We start from the raw sequence: 18,185 nt of genomic DNA, 5'->3' as shown, positions 1-18,185 counted from the left end.
GGTAATATGCTGTCAGTAACAAGGGAGGTAGATGGGGATACGGGCATACTGAATATTGACACTGGAACAATTTGGTACATGGAATATGATCGACATATTGACCGCATTGTTGTGCATACCCAACGATCGATGTACTATATGACCGGTACATTAAAGTATTGGAAAATCGTACTTAACAACTCCGGTTTAAACTTTGCTTTGGTTGATCGGAATGCTCTTATTAACATCAATAACATTATAGAAATTGATACCAATTATAGAGACGCTTACTTTGATGAAGTTAAATCAAAGGTTTGCACTTTGGCCAGACATAAATTTGCAGACAATATAAAAGATTTAAAAAGTAAAAATCCTTATATACAATTCACTACACCCGTATAAACGGGTGTTTTTTGTCGTTTTAGTGTCGTAATACTGTCGAAATATGGGTTCAATTCATTCTGCCAATTTTTGTTTACCATTTGTTATAAATGGTATTTAATAGTAACAGAGGTCGTTAATCACAAATGACCTAATATCACAAAATAGAGTAGTGGCAAATGAAATTACATATGACTTTGGAACTTAAAGTTCCAAAATGGCCCAGGGGAGCTGCGGCGGCAACCGCAGTGTTTACTCAGCACCAAACTTGAACTCGTATATCTGATCCATCCTTACTTCCAGTATCACTGATGCTGCATATAGCGCGTCGATAGTCATCGTGCGCTTGTTATTGCAGTAGTGAGATACCATCCGTACATCGATTCCGGTTTTACGAGCAAAATCAGTTTGGGACAAGTCGCGCTTGTCTAACCAATGCTGTAGCAAACATCTCCCGTGGGAGACTTTAATCATTTTGCCCTCCTTCTGGAAAGGAGACATAACCCAATGAAGATTATACCAAAGTAATCCTTCCGGTGAAACGAGAACAAAAAAAGAACAGAAATATTAACCGGAGGGCGAATATGAATAAGAACAAAAATGTTTTTGCTCTATTGAGGAACAATCGTGGGATTGATCTGGATAGCGTTTCTAAGAAATTGGGAATTAGCAAGAAGAACTTGCTTAAATACGAAAATGATTTCGGAAAGACACCAGCCCACGTAGCGTTCAAATTGATGATATTCTACAATCAAACACCTGCTTTATTTAGTTATAATGGATAAAAAAAGAGGAGTTAGTCTCATTAGAAACTAACTCCTCTTTTTACCTTGCCCACACTTTGCCCACACACGCAGTTCCGAAGTTGCAAACAATGCACTTATATAATAGAAGAAACCGTTAATAATTCACGATTATCATATAATGCAAACAGTGCATTTTAATGAATAAAACAGAAATGGTATTCCCCCTAATCGAATATACACTTCGAATGAAGCAACGTGTGTTGATTGCAACGCCAAGACGTGATGTCGTGCTCGAACTTGCTCCAAGACTTGGGCAGGCATTTCCCAATGAGCAGGTAGTTGCTCTGTATGGCGGTAGTGAAGAACAATGGATACAAGGTGCGATCACCATTGCTACTACGCATCAACTGCTGCGTTATCATGCTGCATTTGATCTGATCATTATTGATGAAATTGATGCTTTTCCTTATGAAGGAAATCAAATGCTAGCCTATGGCGCATATACCGCCTGTCATCCAGCAGGCAAATTTGTATATTTATCCGCCACACCTTCAGAGGAGTTATGCCGAGCGATTCGTCAGGGAAAATTAGCACATGCAAAGGTTCCGGTGCGATTTCATGGGCATCCGTTGCCTGTACCCTGTCGAATCAAATCCTCCTCGTTTGTAAGCTGGTATAGTCGTAGCAAAATTCCAACCGAGCTAGTGCAGCAAATTCAGCATTCTATTGATCGAGGCGCGCAAATTTTCTGCTTTATGCCTCGTATCGCCTGGATCGAACCTATGGTTATTTTATTAAAACAGCATTTTCCGATGTTACACATTGCAGGAACGTCGTCAGAAGATGAACAACGTGCTCAAAAAGTATTGCAATTTCGGGAACGCCGGATTCGGCTTCTTGTAACGACGACGATATTGGAACGTGGTGTAACCGTTCCATGTAGTGATGTGTATATTATTGACGCGCACGATCGGGTGTATGCTACCTCTGCACTGATTCAGATGGCAGGGCGAGCAGGCAGATCCAAGCAGGACCCGGCAGGCAAAGTGATTTTTACCGCATCGGAATACGGTCGTAGTCAGAGACAAGCGATTGGCCAGATCCGCTTTATGAATCGTATCGCACGTAAACACAATTATATTGTAGCTTGTCCAGAAAGGAGATAAGTCGATGAATCGCTTTCCTGGTGCTACAGGCTGGAGTAAGCTATGGCAGTATTTGCATCCACAATATCGGCAATGTATGAGCTGTGCCCATTCGATTCCGTCATCATCCGGATATGATGGATTATGTTATACATGTGCCAGCCAGATTCCGTGGATTACACAGCCTCATTGTAAAATATGTGGACGGAGCATCGATTGTCCCGATTGCCGCCGTCAGGAGATGGGGCGAAGGTATTTTTGGCTTAATCGTAGTGCTGTTCGTTATAATGCCGATATTCGTAGCTGGATGGCTGCGTATAAATATAGAGGAAATGAGCGCTATGAAGGCTTGTTTGGACAGCTAATCATAGAAGGATATTATCGTCTTCAGGCAGAGTTAAGCCATTATTGTGGACAAAAGTGGTCTCCAGTCTGGATTACCGCTGTGCCAGCAAGCACGAATCGCTTGCAGGAACGTGGTTTTGATCAGGCTGAACAGATGGCTTGCCGGCTAGCAGCCGCTCTCAAGCTACCTTATTTACCGCTATTACAACGCAATAAGCAAACGGTAAAACAGAGCGAGCAAGGAAGACAGGAACGCATTCGTAATATGACAGGAGTTTTTTCCTATTCGGCTACCGCTAGTTCGCTTCTACATAAACAGCTGTATCCGTTTCATAAACAGAATATCGTTGGAGCATCTTCCTATTCGATTGAGCCAACCCGTCCTATCTATACAAATTCCGCATTAAAGCCAGCGGGTACTCAAGCATCTCGTAATGAACAATATGTAGCTGTAAATGATAAAACCATTCCTATTCTGCTCATTGATGACATTTACACAACAGGAAGTACAATCAATAATTGCGCGATAGCATTGCATGAACTGGGAAAGCAATGTCATATGCAATTTCAGATCATCTCGCTCACCTGTGCACGCTCCTAAATCGTTCCTAATAAAATAGGAAAAGTAGCTGTAGCTATTGTAAATTCATAGCGATCCGGATCATTAATGTGAGCAAATCGTGAGCAAAAGGGTAACCAAACTTTTAATTTATTAAGTAATGCTAATAAAATGCACCTTTATTTACGATATAAATAAAGACATCTTCATTAAATGACCTTAGAGTTTACACAACATAGATGGAATAATACTGATAGGAGGCGAGCAGTTCATGAATCTAGGAAATTGTCCTCAGTGTGGGAAACTGTATGTACTTAATTTAAGAGGCATGTGTAGCAATTGTATAAAAGATATTGAACGACAGTATGAAGAATGTAGTCAATATTTAAGAGAGAACAGAGGAACTACAATTACGGATTTGTCCGCAGTAACAGGAGTGTCGATTAAGCAGATTACGACTTTCATTAGAGAAGGACGGATCTCCATCGCCAATGCACCGAATATGGGATATCCTTGCGAGGTGTGTGGAACGATTATTCGAGATAGCAATATGTGTGATTCCTGTCGCTCGCGTTTAACGAAAGATATTCGTAACGCTTATAACGACAATGATGCTAGCAAAAATAATCAGGCGGATAAGACACAGGGGGCCTATAGAGTTGTCGACAAATTCCGGGATAACTAGGAACACTTCCTATTCCTAGTCAAATAACGACAATTCCTAGTACATTTTGAGTGTTAAAACTTGCATAGCTGTGCAGGTTTGGGACTTAAGGAACGAAAAAAATTACTACACAATTAACCACTTTAAGACTATAAAAATTAAGCTAAAAGTGGTCGATAATCTTAGTAACAACAATTCGGTTGCCTTAATGATACCAGGAAATGCATGATTCCGAATATCACCCAACATTCCTGTTATCTCAAAAAGGACTTCCTAATTTTGAAAAGACGGTCCATCTTCCCGTAGCAAATGACTCTAAGGAGTAGGAACTCTTTCTCAAATTTACTAAGGAGTGTGTAAAAAACTATGAAAATTAACGATACACAACGTATAGGTGCTGTTAACCCATACCAACGTGCAAATGAAGCAAAGGCTGTAACTGGTGAAAAGAAAGCAAACCGTAAGGACGAAGTATCCATCTCTCCAGAAGCTATGGAAATGCTGCAAGCGAACAATGCACAAGCTACTGCAAGTGCAGAGCGCGCTCAAAAAATTCAAAGTCTGAAAGAGCAAGTAGCTGCGGGCACATACAAAGTCGACGCTGGTGCGCTGGCTGACAAGCTACTGCCTTTCCTAAAAGGAACGGGGAATTAATAAATGAATGGAACTGTGCAGCCGCTGGTGGCTAAGCTCAATGAACTGAATGATAGCCATCTGCAATTAATCGAACTGGGAGAAAGCAAAAAGCGGGCCGTTATTGATAATCAAATCAATGAATTGATTGCCGTCATGAATCAGGAATCCAAGCTGGCCAAACAGGTCGAGCAGTTAGAAAATGAGCGCGAGCAGCTCGTTTACGAATTCCTGCTGGAACGGGGCATCAAGTCCAAGCTGCGGCTTAATCTGACTGAGCTGGCGCGGCTGGTGTTTGATCCCGATGAGAAGCAGCAGTTGCTTGACGCTCGCTCTACTCTGTTCGATACACTGCAACGGTTCCAGCAACTTAATGACCTGAACAAACAGTTGATTCAACAGGCTTTGGAATACGTAGACTTTTCATTGGAAATGATGGCGCTGGTTCCAGAACAGGAAGCAACCTACCAACATCCGGCTGAGAAAGCATACGGTTTTACTCGTTCCGGATTGTTTGATACAAGAGGCTAATATTTAGGAGGTTCCTATGACATCAACATTTCATTCCATTGAAACGGCTCGCCGGGGTCTGGCGACAACTACAACGTCACTGAGCACGGTTTCTCACAATATCGCTAATGCCAATACAGCAGGCTATTCGCGCCAGGTGGTACATACGAGTGCCACAAATCCATTGGAAGCTGTAGCTTTTCGTAATTCGACGAATTCTGGACAACTCGGTACAGGTGTCGAAGCTACTGCGATCAAGCGTGTACGTTCTATGTTTCTGGATACACAATATCGCGGCGAAAATTCTTCGCTTGGAAGCTGGACGGTACGTTCCGATACACTGAGCAAGCTTGAAAAAGTAATCAACGAGCCATCTGATACAGGCATGCAGACCGTAATCAACAAGTTTTGGAGTGCATGGTCGAATCTGAGTAAAGACCCTCAGAGTACAACGAATCAAAAAGTATTAAAAGAAACGACACTCGCATTAACAGACGCAATGAATCAGACGAGCCAACAGCTAGATGCGTTGAGCACCGATCTGACTTCAAGTGTCGCTCTGGATGTATCCACAGTAAACTCACTGATGAATACAGTAGGCACCTTAAATCAGAATATTATGAAGATTGAAGCACAGGGCAATGATGCGAATGACCTTCGCGATCAGCGCGATTATGCGATCGATCAGATTTCTAAATATGGTAATGTTACCGTGACTGAGCTAAATACAGGCTATCAAGTGAATTTCGGTGGTCAACAGGTCATTACGGGTGGTACCGTTACACCGCTCACAGCTGCTGGTGTACAAACCGCATTTGAAGGTGGAACGCTGAATAGCGGAGAAATGTACGGACTGATGTATTCCCGTGATGTTAACGTTGCAGGACAAAAAGCACAGCTGGATCAGCTTGCCAATACACTCGCTAATGGCGAATTCAATGTCACCTTGCCGGCAGGTTCTGTTATTCCGGAAGGAACTGTAATCAATGGGGTCACTTACTCTGATGCCGCACGCAACCGTACACTAACGTCCGATCTGACCACAACGGTTAAAGGTATTAATGGTCTGCATAAGCTGGGCTACAATAGCTCCAGTGAGCAGGGCGGAGATTTCTTTGGTACGAAGGACAATAGTGGAACGGTGACAGCATCTAATATTACACTCAGCAAATCGTTACAGAATGATCCAAGTAAAATTGCATTCTCCCTGCGTACTTCTGGTACAGGTGCTAGCGAAAAGGTCGTAGCTGGTAATGGCGGACTGGCTTTGCTGATGTCTGAGCTGAAAGGTACAAAAATGGATTTTGGCGGCGTTTCGTCAACGACGGTTCAGGATTATTTTAACGGTATCGTCGGCCAGCTTGGTGTAAGTTCACAGGAAGCGAGCCGTCAAACCGATAACTCTCAGACACTTACGGATCAAGTGGAAGCGAGCCGACAATCGGTGAGTGGCGTATCACTTGACGAAGAAATGTCTGATTTGGTCAAGTTTCAGCACGCCTATACTGCATCTTCCCGTTTTATGACTACGATGGATCAGTTGCTTGAACGTTTAATTAACAGCACAGGCCGTGTTGGACTCTGATAAATGAGGGGTAGATCATAATGGCAATTCGCGTAACTTCAAATATGGTGTCCAACCAGACACTGAGCAACTTAAACAAAAACAGAAACACGATGAGCGATCTGAGCATGCAGTCTTCAACAGGTCGTAAAATTAATAAAGCCTCTGATGATCCGGTAGGCACCACGTATGCACTCCGCTATCGCGCAGAGCTGGCGGCTACGGATCAATACAAATCAAATACCGATGCGGCACAAAGCTGGCTCGACTATTCCGATACCGTGATGGGGCAATCGACCGATATTATGAAGCGTGTCAAAGAACTCGTGATTCAAGCGGGTACAGGCACAACGGATGGTAGTGGTCTTAAAGCGATTAAGGACGAACTTTCCCAATTAAAAGGTCAAATGGCGGATATTGGAAACAGTCAGTTGACAGGTCGTTATATTTTTAATGGCGAGAAGTTTGACGAGCGACCTTATGATACAAGTTCATCAGGAGTTAATCTTGGTGATGTTGTTACAGATACCGGTAAAGTTACCTATGGAGTAAGTGAACAAATTTCCATTGGTGTGAGCACGAGTGGAAATGAATTTTTTGGTAACAAAACAGATAATGACAATGCATTCAAAATTTTTGATCGTTTGACAGCAGCAATCAATGGAGCGATTGCTGCGAAAGACGGTAACTATTCAGCTATTAGTGGCGAGCTGGGCAATATCGAATCTCGTATGAGTACGATGGGCGCGGCACGTGCTGAAGTTGGTGCCAAAACGAACCGGGTTGAATTGATTAACAGTCGTCTTGGAGATCGTGAAATGAATGTGACCGATCTGCAATCCAAAGTGGAAGATGCCGATATTTCTGAAGTGATGATCAAAGCAACAACCGCTCAAACGATCTATCAAGCAGCATTGCAAACATCAGCTGCAACAATGAAGCTGTCACTTGTGAACTTTTTGAGTTAAAATGGAAATATAGAATCATAATAAATTTAAAAGGCTATGGACTACCTCTGTCCGTAGCCTTTTGCTGAAAATAGGGAGGAATATGCACCATGTCCGATTCACAGCTTAATCCGTCTATCACTTCTGACAATAAAGAACAGGTATTTACGTTCGCTAAAGGTATCCCTGGCTTCGCAGAAATAACAAATTATACGTATGTTCAACAGATTTCTCCATTCAGTATTTTGCAGTCTGTCGAACAGCCTGAGATTAGCTTTATCTTGCTTGACCCCTTTGCTTATTTTCAACAATATGAAGTGGAGATTCCAGAAGATGTGATTGATGAACTTAGCATTACGAGTGAAGATAAAGTCGTTGTGCGCAATATTGTATCCTGGAATAAGGTACCGCAGCAGCGTACCGTTAATCTGGTAGCACCGATTATATTTAATCTGGATACGATGCAAGCGAAGCAAATCATTTTGCAAAATACGGACTATACGATTCGCCATCCACTACAACCAGTGAAAGTGGAAGGGGATGAAAGCTAATGCTCGTTTTATCACGGAAAAAAGGCGAATCGATCATTATCGATGATCATATCGAAGTTACGATTTTGTCGACCGATGCAGATGTTATCAAGATTGGCATTAGTGCCCCTAAAAATATAGATATTTATCGTAAAGAGATCTATCATGCCATTCAATTAAGTAATCAAAGTGCGGCTGTAAATACAGAACTTATTCAAGATTTCCTGAATGAGAAACAAGAACAGGATCAATGAGCATACTCGTTTTATCATCCTAAAATTTGTTATTTATTTTAAAGAAAAATACTAAACTGCTATAAACTTAGTAACCGTTTCAGACGATATATATAGTAGAGCAAGAGCAGGTAAATACGTTAAGTATCAACACTTGTTAGTTGCTTGAAAAAACCACATGGATGTGGAATAACCAATTTCAGGGAGGAAACACCAATGATTATCAATCACAACATTCCAGCGTTGAACACACAACGCAACTTGAACATGAACAGCACCGCAGCAAGTAAAAACATGGAGAAACTGTCTTCGGGTCTGCGTATCAACCGTGCATCTGACGATGCAGCAGGACTGTCGATCTCCGAAAAAATGCGTGGACAGATTCGTGGTCTGGAACAAGCACAACGTAACGTTCAAGACGGTATCTCTTTCGCACAAACAGCAGAGGGCGCGATGAACGAAGTCAGCTCCATGCTGGGACGTATGAAAGAACTGAACGTACAGAAGCTGAACGGTACGTATAGTGCTGGTGACAAATCGAACATCAATGCCGAGTTGAAACAGCTGGGTACACAGATCGATTCGATCATGAGTAACACAACGTTCAACGGTATCAAAATCACTTCTTCTGTAAAAGTACAAGCTGACGATTCCAAGTTCTCTATCACTGTTTCCGGTGTGACAACAACTGGTTTTAAAAACTTGAATGCTTCGTCTTCATTGTCCAGCATTAGTACAGCAATCGAGAAAGTAGCAACACAACGTGCGAATCTTGGTGCGGTACAAAACCGTCTGGAATACACATCGAACAACCTGGGTACAACTGTAGAAAACCTGACAGCATCGGAATCCCGTATTCGTGATACTGACATGGCGAAAGAAATGGTAGCTCTGTCCAAGAACAACATTCTCGTACAGGCTTCCCAATCGATGCTGTCCCAAGCAAACTCTGCGCCACAGGGCGTACTTTCCCTGCTGCGTTAATCGTAAATTTGGACAGTTTAAAAAGAACCCTGATTTTATCAGGGTTCTTTTTTTGAGGACACATAAAATAGAAGCAAAGGTATTCTCGAATATTTCAGTAAATATTGTTATTAATATTTGGATTTAACTATAAATAATTATGGTTGTACCGACGATATAATATATAGGAAAAGAAATGCAAAGCACGGCCGGCTTTGCATTCTCGATCCGTAAGCTAACCACATGGATGTGGAATAACCAATTTCAGGGAGGAAACACCAATGATTATCAATCACAACATTCCAGCGTTGAACACACAACGCAACTTGAACATGAACAGCACCGCAGCAAGTAAAAACATGGAGAAACTGTCTTCGGGTCTGCGTATCAACCGTGCATCTGACGATGCAGCAGGACTGTCGATCTCCGAAAAAATGCGTGGACAGATTCGTGGTCTGGAACAAGCACAACGTAACGTTCAAGACGGTATCTCTTTCGCACAAACAGCAGAGGGCGCGATGAACGAAGTCAGCTCCATGCTGGGACGTATGAAAGAACTGAACGTACAGAAGCTGAACGGTACGTATAGTGCTGGTGACAAATCGAACATCAATGCCGAGTTGAAACAGCTGGGTACACAGATCGATTCGATCATGAGTAACACAACGTTCAACGGTATCAAAATCACTTCTTCTGTAAAAGTACAAGCTGACGATTCCAAGTTCTCTATCACTGTTTCCGGTGTGACAACAACTGGTTTTAAAAACTTGAATGCTTCGTCTTCATTGTCCAGCATTAGTACAGCAATCGAGAAAGTAGCAACACAACGTGCGAATCTTGGTGCGGTACAAAACCGTCTGGAATACACATCGAACAACCTGGGTACAACTGTAGAAAACCTGACAGCATCCGAGTCCCGTATTCGTGATACTGACATGGCGAAGGAAATGGTTGCTCTGTCCAAGAACAACATCCTCGTACAGGCATCCCAATCGATGCTGTCCCAAGCGAACTCTGCGCCACAGGGCGTACTTTCCTTGCTGCGTTAATCGTAAGCTATGTATTTTCGCGAAAGACTCTGATTTTATCAGGGTCTTTTTGCTTATTTTAGGCGATAGAAGTTAAAGAAAGCATGGTGTTAACCGATAATAATAATACATAGTTGAATATCAACGTGAGTCAATCTCACGTATAACATCCATACGAATACATCATGATTTAATTTAAAGGAGGAGATGAAATGAACCCTATTAACAATACAAGCAGTATTGCGGTAACGAATTCATACTCCAATGCTCTCAAAGATACTACTTCCAAAAATACAGATACTCCCGCTGAGCTTGTTGCTGCCGCGAATACCGGTCCTCAGAAGTTAGCTGATTCTCAAGCAGTGATGCAAGATTTTCAAAAAACAGTTAATGCCATTCAAGGCCCGGCTAAATCTTTAGAGATTTCGATGCACAAAGAAACGCACTCTATCATGATTAAAGTAAAGAATAAAGATACAGGTGAACTCATTCGTGAAGCACCTCCAGAAAAAATTTTAGATGCTTTAGCAAAACTTATGGAAATTACCGGCCTAATTGTCGATAAAAAAGTATAAGGGGATGAAGAAATGGCAGTAACTAGAATTTCAGGCTTAGCAAGTGGATTGGATATTGATGCTACGGTCAAAAAATTGATGACTGCTGAGAAAGCACCACTGGATAAACTGAATCAGCAGAGACAACTATTGTCCTGGAAACAGGAAGGCTATCGCGATGTCAGCTCACAGCTTGTAACATTCCTGAATGACAAGTTATCTAATTTGAGCTTGAGCAGTTCGATCAATGCTCAAAAAGCAACGGTGACTGGCGATGCAACATCGGTCAGCGCGACGGCAACTGGAGCATCTGGAAGTTCGTCAATGAATGTAACTGTATCTCAGTTGGCAACAGCTTCACGAGTTTCTTCCAGTGCAGGCGTTTCAGCTAAAGACAAAAATGATGGCAAAGACGGTTCATTGCTTAAAATGTCTGATGTAACAGGCAGTAGCAGTGATAGCTCCGTATCGATTGCACTTGGTAATGGAGCAGCAGTTACAGTGAACTATAGTGCAACAGATTCCATTAATGATTTTGTACAAAAAATTAATACAAGTAAAGCTGGCGTTACAGCCATTTATGACTCTGGTACAGGTAAAATGTCGATTACTAATAATTCTACTGGTAAAAGTGCAATTAACCTGTCAGGTTCAGCGTTTAGTAACTTTAATATTGCAAGCTCTACCAATTCAGACTCTTCGACGAGTGTGATGGGTAAAGACGCTAAAGTAAACATTAACGGATTGGATATGACACAATCGTCCAATCAGTTCACTATTAACGGTGTTCAATTGACATTGAATAGTGTTACCGCTGCTGGCCAATCATCGCAAATTAACATTACTGGGGATACCGATAAACTGGTTAGTTCAGTGCAAAGCTTTGTAGATGCTTATAATAGCGTATTGTCCTTGATGAACGGTAAAATAGGCGAAGAGCGTTATACGAAATACCAGCCATTGACCGACGAACAGAAAAAGGATATGAGTGATGATGAGGTCAAGCTTTGGAACTCCAAAGCAAAAAGCGGTATGCTCAAAGGTGATAGTATTTTGGAGCAAACGATCTCCAATATGCGTACAGCCATGGTACAGGGTGTAAAGCTGGATAATGGAACATCGATTAGCTTTGCACAGCTAGGCATTAGTACCGGAACATATGAAACAAAAGGTAAACTTATTCTGGATACGAATAAGCTGAAGGATGCTTTAGAAAAAGACCCAAATATCGTTAACAATTTCTTTGGCGCTAACAATTCCAAAAGTACAATGAACAATACGTACACGGAAAACGATGGTATTCTTGCCAAAATGAAAAAAGTCACTCGTTCTGCTCTGGAAAGTATGGCCAGCACAGCCGGTACATCCAAAGTAAGCAGTGATACGAATGCTTCATTCTTAGTAAACAGTTTACTCGGAAGCCAATTGACTTCGCTGGATCGCCAAATTAGCGATATGACCAGCCGACTGAATGATAAAGAAACCAATTACTACAAAAAGTTCACGGCTATGGAAACAGCCATGAACCGATACAACAACCAGGCGTCGGCACTCTCGAGTTTTAGATAGGAATAAGGGGGCAATAAAGTGATTCCATCACCTTACCAAAAATATCAACAGGCACAGGCACAAACCGCTTCTAAACCAAAGCTGCTTATCATGTTATATGATGGTGCCATTCGTTTTGTAAAAGCCGGCATAGAAGGCATTGAAGAACGCAATTATGAGAAAGCCAACAACAATCTTTGTAAAGCACAAGCAATTGTGCATGAATTGATTTCGGCTTTAAACTTTGAATTTGCGATTGCTAATGATTTGCTGATGATCTATGAATATATGCTGCATTGTTTGATCGAAGCTAATGTGAAAAAGAATCGTGAGCTTGCTGAAGAAGCGCTCATTCATTTGAGTGATCTGCGCGAAACGTGGGTAGAAGCAAGCAAGCTTCCTGATGTGGCGACAAGCGTATGACGCATCAATATGAAGAAGGCATGTCATCCCTGTTAGAGCAGTTACATGTTCTATCTGTGGGAATCATTGAGCGTCTGAATATTATAAGTGATGAAGAACTGTTTTCCTTTATTGATGAGCGTGAAGTTCTAATCAAGAGGATGGAAATGTATCGTGCAGAGCTTACAGAAGAACACAAAGTACAGATTTCTGAATTAATGAATATGGATCCAATCATTTTAAATAAAATGGATCAGATTAAGCAAGAAGCAGGTCAATGGTTGGAGCGACAAGGAACGATTCGTAACCAGCAGCACGCGTATCATCAGCATTATGTGACAGATAGCTTTTTTGTAGATCGTCGTAAATAATAAAGTGCACGTAATCCTTAACTACATTAGGTTACGTGCATTTTTCTTTATTATCTAGGAAAAAAGACTGGTTTTTTTACAAAATATTCATAGAAGCTGCCAGAAATCCGATATACTGTATAGAAGATACAAAGGAAAATGAGCGAAAAAGGGTGGTGTGGTGTAATCGTGTCTATATTACAACAGAATATAGCTTTTTTAGAGAAGAAGTTTCCACATGTATTACAATCAATTAAAAATATAGGAATTGATTCATCTAGTATATATACAGAGTGCTTAGAGAAAGATAATGACTGGCTCGAAGCAGTAAAAGGTTCAGTAGAAGATTTTAAACTTATTTTTATGTACGGTTTTGGACAGGGATTAGCTGTCATTGATTTACTGGAACAGTATCCAGAGCGATGGATATTTTTATATGAACCTAATATCTCTGTTTTCTATGATGCTATTCAAAAGTATAATTTGGTTGAGCTTTTTCAGCATCCAGGATTCAAAGGAATCGCTATTGGCAAAGATCATCTGAAAATGCTTTTCTCATCTATTTCAATTTATATGCAATATGATTTGGCTTTTGTAGCTCATCGTCAATATCTTGAACATGGTGTTGAACAACTATACGAATTAAAAGAGGAATTTATAAAATATAATCAAACTTTTGAGGTCAATCAAAAAACGATGAATCACTTTCGGATACAGTGGATGAGAAATAGTATGTTTCAATTGGCTTCTTTATTAACATCGCCTTCTATTGAATCATTACAGAATTCTTTTCAAGAATGTACTGCAGTAATTGTGGGCTCTGGGCCATCTCTGGAACAAGATATAGAATGGTTGAAAAAGCTTAAATCTCATGCAATTATTATTGCGGCTGGTTCCAGTATTCAAGCTTTAGTAAAACATGGCATACAGCCTCATGCTACAGTTGTAATGGATGGTGGACAAATTAATGAAACCATCTTCTCAAATCCAGATACTCTAGTACCCCCTATGATCATAACATCTACTGCGTATTATGGTTTAACTGAAAAGAAAGCAGATCAGCGTATATATAGTTTGCTTCGGAATGATTATGTATCGCAATTCTTTTTAGGTGAGTCTAGAGAACAATTTTTCATCGAGCCAACTTCAACTGTAACAGGAACAGCTATGCAGGTCGCAATTTGCTTAGGAGCTCGTAAAATAATTATGATGGGACAAGATCTTTCTTTCTCTAATAACAAATTTTATGCAGAAGGAATTACGCATACTCATACAAATTATTTGGATTCTAAAATTAACGAAGCTGAAGAAAATCAGTTACTCGTTAAAAACGTTGAAGGCTCTTACAATATAACTAATCATAACTTCTTATTTATGAAGGAAGGACTAGAAGCCTTAATTGCTGCATTTCCAAGTGTAAAGTTTATTAATGCAACCCGCAAAGGTGCTGAAATATCTGGCTCTACATTTATGCTTGTAGAAGATGTATTACGAATGATTGAGTCAGAACATATAGAAACAAAGGCTATTGAACAGTTATTACAGCAACATGTAGAACAGCCACATGTAGGGATCGAGAATGTTCAGGAGAAATTGAAAAACATTGTACAAGATTTTGAAGTAGTAAATCAAGAATTAAAAAGCTTGAGAAAATTGCTGGATAAGGTTCAAACTCTTAGTCGTAGTAAACCACTTAAAGCTCAACAGACTTTAGAAAATATTGAAATTGAATGGACTTCTATTGTTAATCGTAGTTGGTTTGAACCTGTTATGGAGTGTGTCATTCCTCTTGAATTATCAAAATTTGATAAACAATTACCAGGTATTATTACAGAAAAAAATATAGTGACCAAATCAAGTCTAATTTATCTTCACTTAGGTGAACTAGTGGATTCTATCATAGTTATTTTAAAAGATTTAAAAGATATTTTCCAAAATTCTTTGCAACGTATAGAGAATGTTCAAAGATAAAAAAGTGGAGGTTATAAATGAATGGGAATATATCACCAGAAGAAAATATTGATTACAGGCGGTACTGGAACAATCGGTAACCATTTAATCAAGCAGTTGCTTCAGGATGATCCACAAGTTATTCGTATATTTAGTCGGGACGAATATAAGCAATACGAAATGGGAATTCAATTTACAGAGCATGCATCTAAATTAAGATTTTTAATTGGTGATGTACGAGATCAAGAAAGATTAATTAGAGCGATGAAGGATATTGATTATGTGTTTCATTTAGCAGCCATGAAGCATGTTCCATTTTGTGAATATAATCCGTTTGAAGCTGTACAAACTAATATCATTGGAACTCAAAATGTTATTCAAGCAGCTATTCATAATAATGTAAAAAAAGTGCTATTCACTAGCACAGATAAAGCCATTTCGCCTACTAATACGTATGGAGCCACTAAATTAACTGGAGAGCGGTTAATTTCTTCAGCTGAATCACAAAAAGGCTCCACACAAACTATATTCTCAGCAGTTAGGTTTGGTAATGTCATGGGATCACGTGGATCAGTTATTCCATTATTTAAAAAGCAAATTTTGAACGGTGAAAGAATTACAATTACAGATCCCAATATGCTTAGATATATGATGACACCTAGCCAAGCTATACATTTGATTTTAAAAGCTAATGATATAGCTAATGGTGGAGAAATATTTGTGTTAAAAATGCCTGTTGTAAAAATCGGTGATCTTGCGAACGCGATCGATGAGCTGATGCAAGAAAAGTACGATTTGCCTACAAAAGTAGATATAAAATATATAGGCTTAAGACCAGGGGAAAAGAGATTTGAGGAATTGATGACTATGGATGAGAGGCTAATAGCAGATGAGCAGGATGATATGTATATCATTCCGCCTATATTTAAAGCTTCTTCCATACTAGCTCATGAGGAATTAATTGATTTATCTATGGTTCCAGTCACTCAAGATGTAATTAAGACCTGGTTGATGCAAGAAAACTTAGTATAACGGTAAACAGGGAGAAGCGATGAATATAATCATAATTATTCAAGCACGCATGGGGTCATCAAGATTGCCTGGCAAGGTTTTGCTTCCTCTTGGTAAGGATACAGTTCTGGGTCACGTAATCAATCGGTGCCAAAAGTTAAACCATATTAATAAAGTAATTATCGCCACTTCTGATCTTGGGCAGGATGATCCTATTGCAGAATGGGCTCTTGAAAATCAGATTGTCTGTTATCGTGGCTCGGAAGACAATGTATTAAAAAGATATTACGATTGTGCTAAAGAGTATAATCCTGATTATGTCATAAGAGTGACTTCAGATTGTCCTTATTTAGACTATGAACTTGCCCAACAAACAATTGATAAGATGATAAGCGAACCATCGGATATTATATTTTATGAGCATGCTCAACCCATGATTCGGGGACTGGCTGTGGAATTATTTTCTTTTGATACATTAAAAAAAATCTATAATTGTGCTAGTGAAAGTAGACATACAGAACATGTGACCTACTATGCATATGAATTCAGTGAACAGTTTAACACTTCTACACTTAAAGTGCCTGACACTCTAGTTGATTCTAAATTGAGACTTACAGTGGATACGGAAGAGGATTACATGTTGTGTAGAGAAATCGAAAATAATCTTAAAAACGCAAGAGATTTAAGTAGCAGTGAAATTATTGAATTTTTGAAATTAAATCCCCAAATCGCTTCTATTAACGAGCATATCGAACAAAAGCCAGTAGTTTAAAATAAAAAAAGGATGCCTTGAGATATTCTCGCGGCATCCTTTTTTTTATTGATTCATATCTTAGTTATTATAAAATGTGTAGATCATAAATTGATCATCTTTTGAAAGACCATGATCTAGCAGCTGTTTTTCAATTTCAGTTGATGCATAAGAAGCAATAAGTATAAATGTATTATCCTCCATTTCATTTAAAGAAATGACCGGGATAGATTCAACAAGTGTTCCCCAACGTTTAGAGTCATTGTCAATAAAGGCATAAGGGGAAATATCAAAATTATGAAGAAGATTCAGCACACTTACACCATAAGAGCCACTTCCGAATATAGCAATTGGACCATGTATACGTTGTATACTCTCAATTTGTTTTAACACACCTTGATCAGTAGAATTATTTCTTTCTTGCTCGTTAGGGATACCGAAATATTTTCCTAAATGATTGGTTAAATGCAGTTGGGCTTCTTCTGTCAAAAGATTATTTTCGTCTTGCCAGAGGGAATCAAATAACGCAGATATTCCGTATTTTTTCTCGGAAGGGCAATGCCAGATAATTAACTCTGTATCTGTATTTTGAATATCTCTTCGTATGGAAGAAATTGTCCACATACGTCTTATATAAGAATTGGCACTCCCTAATTCGGCGCAGGATTCATCATATAAAAAGCTTAGCATATGAGCTTCTTCGTTAAATTTCAGCTTGCCTTGTAAATGAAGATTCATATTCTTCAGCCATATATTAGGAATCATGGAGTTTAAAAGACGAATATAACTTACTTTTGCAGCAAACCATTCGCCCCCATAATAAGTTGGGTATTCTGCATAGTCAGAATCTGAAATTTTATTATAGACGTCTAGCATTTGCATACGCGACAATCCATGAATATCCTCGTATTCGTTAAACGGTAAACTGTAAACAAGAGCAGGGTAGCGTACAAGGTCCTTAAATATAGGTTCAGCAGGCTTAGTAAAGATACAATCAGAATCGAGAACAATGACATTATCATCCGGCTCAAGATGTCTTCCTAGGTAAGCCAAAATATCAAATAGATAAAACTGATTTCTCCAACTAAAAAAATAATCGGGAGGTGTATTGAATGTAAGAGGAATCTCTATAACTTCTACATTCATAGAAGCAAACTTATCCTTTAAAGAAACACCTTCAATAAAAGGTATATCCTGATTGTTAGTAAATAATAGATGTTTTGCCGAAGGATTGTTTATAATACTGGTTTTGAAAAAAACATACGCACATTTCCAATAAATTTCTTGAAAAGAAGTCTCAGAAGAATTGCTTCCCATTTGGGTGTAGCTGCTTTCCTCTGTTTGAGGATCGCAATATACCCATGTAATAATATAATTCTGCATAATAGAAAC

The 18,185-nt window shown here is 39.6% G+C and carries 22 protein-coding genes; 20 read left to right on the top strand and 2 right to left on the bottom strand.

What is annotated here, in order from left to right:
- The first annotated feature begins 6 nt into the window (after nt 1-6).
- Complete coding sequence (locus AAHF22_RS19960) at nt 7-381, top strand: LytTR family transcriptional regulator DNA-binding domain-containing protein (protein WP_347326777.1); 375 nt, start codon at nt 7-9, stop codon at nt 379-381.
- Between the two features lie 231 nt (nt 382-612).
- Here the strand turns inward: AAHF22_RS19960 and AAHF22_RS19955 are convergent, their stop codons facing one another.
- Nucleotides 613-834, bottom strand: a complete 222-nt coding sequence (locus AAHF22_RS19955) for a helix-turn-helix domain-containing protein (protein WP_347326776.1) — start codon at nt 832-834, stop codon at nt 613-615.
- A gap of 110 nt (nt 835-944) precedes the next feature.
- Between AAHF22_RS19955 and AAHF22_RS19950 the strand changes: the two genes are divergently transcribed.
- The 19 genes from AAHF22_RS19950 to AAHF22_RS19860 all read left to right on the top strand — a co-directional run bounded on the left by AAHF22_RS19950 (nt 945) and on the right by AAHF22_RS19860 (nt 16,814).
- Complete coding sequence (locus AAHF22_RS19950; RefSeq protein ID WP_347326775.1) at nt 945-1,145, top strand: helix-turn-helix domain-containing protein; 201 nt, start codon at nt 945-947, stop codon at nt 1,143-1,145.
- Between the two features lie 158 nt (nt 1,146-1,303).
- Complete coding sequence (locus tag AAHF22_RS19945) at nt 1,304-2,272, top strand: helicase-related protein (RefSeq protein ID WP_347326774.1); 969 nt, start codon at nt 1,304-1,306, stop codon at nt 2,270-2,272.
- Between the two features lie 4 nt (nt 2,273-2,276).
- Entirely contained in the window at nt 2,277-3,197 is a 921-nt protein-coding gene (locus AAHF22_RS19940) for a ComFC family protein (RefSeq protein ID WP_347326773.1), read from the top strand.
- Between the two features lie 229 nt (nt 3,198-3,426).
- Nucleotides 3,427-3,840 (top strand): TIGR03826 family flagellar region protein, encoded by a 414-nt coding sequence (locus AAHF22_RS19935; RefSeq protein WP_347326772.1) that lies wholly within the window; start codon nt 3,427-3,429, stop codon nt 3,838-3,840.
- 345 nt (nt 3,841-4,185) lie between these two features.
- Nucleotides 4,186-4,473, top strand: a complete 288-nt coding sequence (gene flgM / locus AAHF22_RS19930) for a flagellar biosynthesis anti-sigma factor FlgM (protein ID WP_347326771.1) — start codon at nt 4,186-4,188, stop codon at nt 4,471-4,473.
- A gap of 3 nt (nt 4,474-4,476) precedes the next feature.
- A complete protein-coding gene (locus AAHF22_RS19925; protein WP_347326770.1) occupies nt 4,477-4,983 on the top strand; it encodes a flagellar protein FlgN in 507 nt (168 codons plus the stop codon).
- A 16-nt stretch (nt 4,984-4,999) separates the two neighbouring features.
- The gene (gene flgK / locus AAHF22_RS19920) at nt 5,000-6,547 is read left to right on the top strand and encodes a flagellar hook-associated protein FlgK (protein WP_347326769.1); all 1,548 of its coding nucleotides are present in this window, start codon (nt 5,000-5,002) and stop codon (nt 6,545-6,547) included.
- A gap of 20 nt (nt 6,548-6,567) precedes the next feature.
- Nucleotides 6,568-7,494, top strand: a complete 927-nt coding sequence (gene flgL / locus AAHF22_RS19915; RefSeq protein WP_347326768.1) for a flagellar hook-associated protein FlgL — start codon at nt 6,568-6,570, stop codon at nt 7,492-7,494.
- 89 nt (nt 7,495-7,583) lie between these two features.
- Nucleotides 7,584-8,024 carry a flagellar assembly protein FliW gene (fliW, locus tag AAHF22_RS19910; RefSeq protein ID WP_347326767.1) on the top strand — a complete coding sequence of 147 codons (441 nt, stop codon included), beginning with the start codon at nt 7,584-7,586 and terminating at the stop codon, nt 8,022-8,024.
- The gene (csrA, locus tag AAHF22_RS19905; RefSeq protein WP_347326766.1) at nt 8,024-8,257 is read left to right on the top strand and encodes a carbon storage regulator CsrA; all 234 of its coding nucleotides are present in this window, start codon (nt 8,024-8,026) and stop codon (nt 8,255-8,257) included. The genes fliW and csrA overlap by 1 nt, the downstream gene beginning before the upstream one ends.
- A gap of 195 nt (nt 8,258-8,452) precedes the next feature.
- Nucleotides 8,453-9,220 carry a flagellin N-terminal helical domain-containing protein gene (locus AAHF22_RS19900; protein WP_347326765.1) on the top strand — a complete coding sequence of 256 codons (768 nt, stop codon included), beginning with the start codon at nt 8,453-8,455 and terminating at the stop codon, nt 9,218-9,220.
- 260 nt (nt 9,221-9,480) lie between these two features.
- Nucleotides 9,481-10,248 (top strand): flagellin N-terminal helical domain-containing protein, encoded by a 768-nt coding sequence (locus AAHF22_RS19895; RefSeq protein WP_347326765.1) that lies wholly within the window; start codon nt 9,481-9,483, stop codon nt 10,246-10,248.
- A gap of 191 nt (nt 10,249-10,439) precedes the next feature.
- Nucleotides 10,440-10,802 (top strand): flagellar protein FlaG, encoded by a 363-nt coding sequence (locus AAHF22_RS19890; protein WP_347326764.1) that lies wholly within the window; start codon nt 10,440-10,442, stop codon nt 10,800-10,802.
- A gap of 12 nt (nt 10,803-10,814) precedes the next feature.
- Entirely contained in the window at nt 10,815-12,350 is a 1,536-nt protein-coding gene (gene fliD / locus AAHF22_RS19885; protein ID WP_347326763.1) for a flagellar filament capping protein FliD, read from the top strand.
- An 18-nt stretch (nt 12,351-12,368) separates the two neighbouring features.
- Complete coding sequence (gene fliS / locus AAHF22_RS19880) at nt 12,369-12,752, top strand: flagellar export chaperone FliS (protein ID WP_347326762.1); 384 nt, start codon at nt 12,369-12,371, stop codon at nt 12,750-12,752.
- A complete protein-coding gene (locus tag AAHF22_RS19875; RefSeq protein WP_347326761.1) occupies nt 12,749-13,102 on the top strand; it encodes a hypothetical protein in 354 nt (117 codons plus the stop codon). The genes fliS and AAHF22_RS19875 overlap by 4 nt, the downstream gene beginning before the upstream one ends.
- A 168-nt stretch (nt 13,103-13,270) precedes the next feature.
- Nucleotides 13,271-15,052: a motility associated factor glycosyltransferase family protein gene (locus tag AAHF22_RS19870; protein ID WP_347326760.1), complete on the top strand. Its 1,782-nt coding sequence runs from the start codon at nt 13,271-13,273 to the stop codon at nt 15,050-15,052.
- A 21-nt stretch (nt 15,053-15,073) separates the two neighbouring features.
- Nucleotides 15,074-16,063, top strand: a complete 990-nt coding sequence (locus AAHF22_RS19865; RefSeq protein ID WP_347326759.1) for a UDP-N-acetylglucosamine 4,6-dehydratase family protein — start codon at nt 15,074-15,076, stop codon at nt 16,061-16,063.
- Between the two features lie 19 nt (nt 16,064-16,082).
- On the top strand, nt 16,083-16,814 hold the full coding sequence (locus AAHF22_RS19860; RefSeq protein WP_347326758.1) for a cytidylyltransferase domain-containing protein: 732 nt from the start codon (nt 16,083-16,085) through the stop codon (nt 16,812-16,814).
- A 60-nt stretch (nt 16,815-16,874) separates the two neighbouring features.
- Here the strand turns inward: AAHF22_RS19860 and AAHF22_RS19855 are convergent, their stop codons facing one another.
- Nucleotides 16,875-18,176, bottom strand: a complete 1,302-nt coding sequence (locus tag AAHF22_RS19855) for an LbetaH domain-containing protein (protein WP_347326757.1) — start codon at nt 18,174-18,176, stop codon at nt 16,875-16,877.
- Between the last annotated feature and the right edge of the window lie 9 nt (nt 18,177-18,185).

Origin of the sequence: Paenibacillus wenxiniae (assembly GCF_039822605.1) — a bacterium.
Classification (GTDB): domain Bacteria; phylum Bacillota; class Bacilli; order Paenibacillales; family Paenibacillaceae; genus Saccharibacillus; species Saccharibacillus wenxiniae.
The sequence above is the reverse complement of the archived record's forward strand: the minus strand, read 5'-3'. Positions and strand labels throughout refer to the sequence as shown.

Bases quoted from the DNA above. Each gene is read 5' to 3' on its own strand.
- AAHF22_RS19935 (WP_347326772.1), top strand. From the start codon at position 3,427: ATGAATCTAGGAAATTGTCCTCAGTGTGGGAAACTGTATGTACTTAAT.
- csrA (WP_347326766.1), top strand. From the start codon at position 8,024: ATGCTCGTTTTATCACGGAAAAAAGGCGAATCGATCATTATCGATGAT.
- AAHF22_RS19945 (WP_347326774.1), top strand. From the start codon at position 1,304: ATGAATAAAACAGAAATGGTATTCCCCCTAATCGAATATACACTTCGA.
- AAHF22_RS19860 (WP_347326758.1), top strand. From the start codon at position 16,083: ATGAATATAATCATAATTATTCAAGCACGCATGGGGTCATCAAGATTG.
- AAHF22_RS19940 (WP_347326773.1), top strand. From the start codon at position 2,277: ATGAATCGCTTTCCTGGTGCTACAGGCTGGAGTAAGCTATGGCAGTAT.
- flgM (WP_347326771.1), top strand. From the start codon at position 4,186: ATGAAAATTAACGATACACAACGTATAGGTGCTGTTAACCCATACCAA.
- AAHF22_RS19865 (WP_347326759.1), top strand. From the start codon at position 15,074: ATGGGAATATATCACCAGAAGAAAATATTGATTACAGGCGGTACTGGA.
- AAHF22_RS19890 (WP_347326764.1), top strand. From the start codon at position 10,440: ATGAACCCTATTAACAATACAAGCAGTATTGCGGTAACGAATTCATAC.
- fliW (WP_347326767.1), top strand. From the start codon at position 7,584: ATGTCCGATTCACAGCTTAATCCGTCTATCACTTCTGACAATAAAGAA.
- AAHF22_RS19875 (WP_347326761.1), top strand. From the start codon at position 12,749: ATGACGCATCAATATGAAGAAGGCATGTCATCCCTGTTAGAGCAGTTA.
- AAHF22_RS19925 (WP_347326770.1), top strand. From the start codon at position 4,477: ATGAATGGAACTGTGCAGCCGCTGGTGGCTAAGCTCAATGAACTGAAT.
- AAHF22_RS19955 (WP_347326776.1), bottom strand. From the start codon at position 834: ATGATTAAAGTCTCCCACGGGAGATGTTTGCTACAGCATTGGTTAGAC.
- AAHF22_RS19895 (WP_347326765.1), top strand. From the start codon at position 9,481: ATGATTATCAATCACAACATTCCAGCGTTGAACACACAACGCAACTTG.
- AAHF22_RS19900 (WP_347326765.1), top strand. From the start codon at position 8,453: ATGATTATCAATCACAACATTCCAGCGTTGAACACACAACGCAACTTG.
- flgL (WP_347326768.1), top strand. From the start codon at position 6,568: ATGGCAATTCGCGTAACTTCAAATATGGTGTCCAACCAGACACTGAGC.
- AAHF22_RS19960 (WP_347326777.1), top strand. From the start codon at position 7: ATGCTGTCAGTAACAAGGGAGGTAGATGGGGATACGGGCATACTGAAT.
- AAHF22_RS19950 (WP_347326775.1), top strand. From the start codon at position 945: ATGAATAAGAACAAAAATGTTTTTGCTCTATTGAGGAACAATCGTGGG.
- flgK (WP_347326769.1), top strand. From the start codon at position 5,000: ATGACATCAACATTTCATTCCATTGAAACGGCTCGCCGGGGTCTGGCG.
- AAHF22_RS19855 (WP_347326757.1), bottom strand. From the start codon at position 18,176: ATGCAGAATTATATTATTACATGGGTATATTGCGATCCTCAAACAGAG.
- fliD (WP_347326763.1), top strand. From the start codon at position 10,815: ATGGCAGTAACTAGAATTTCAGGCTTAGCAAGTGGATTGGATATTGAT.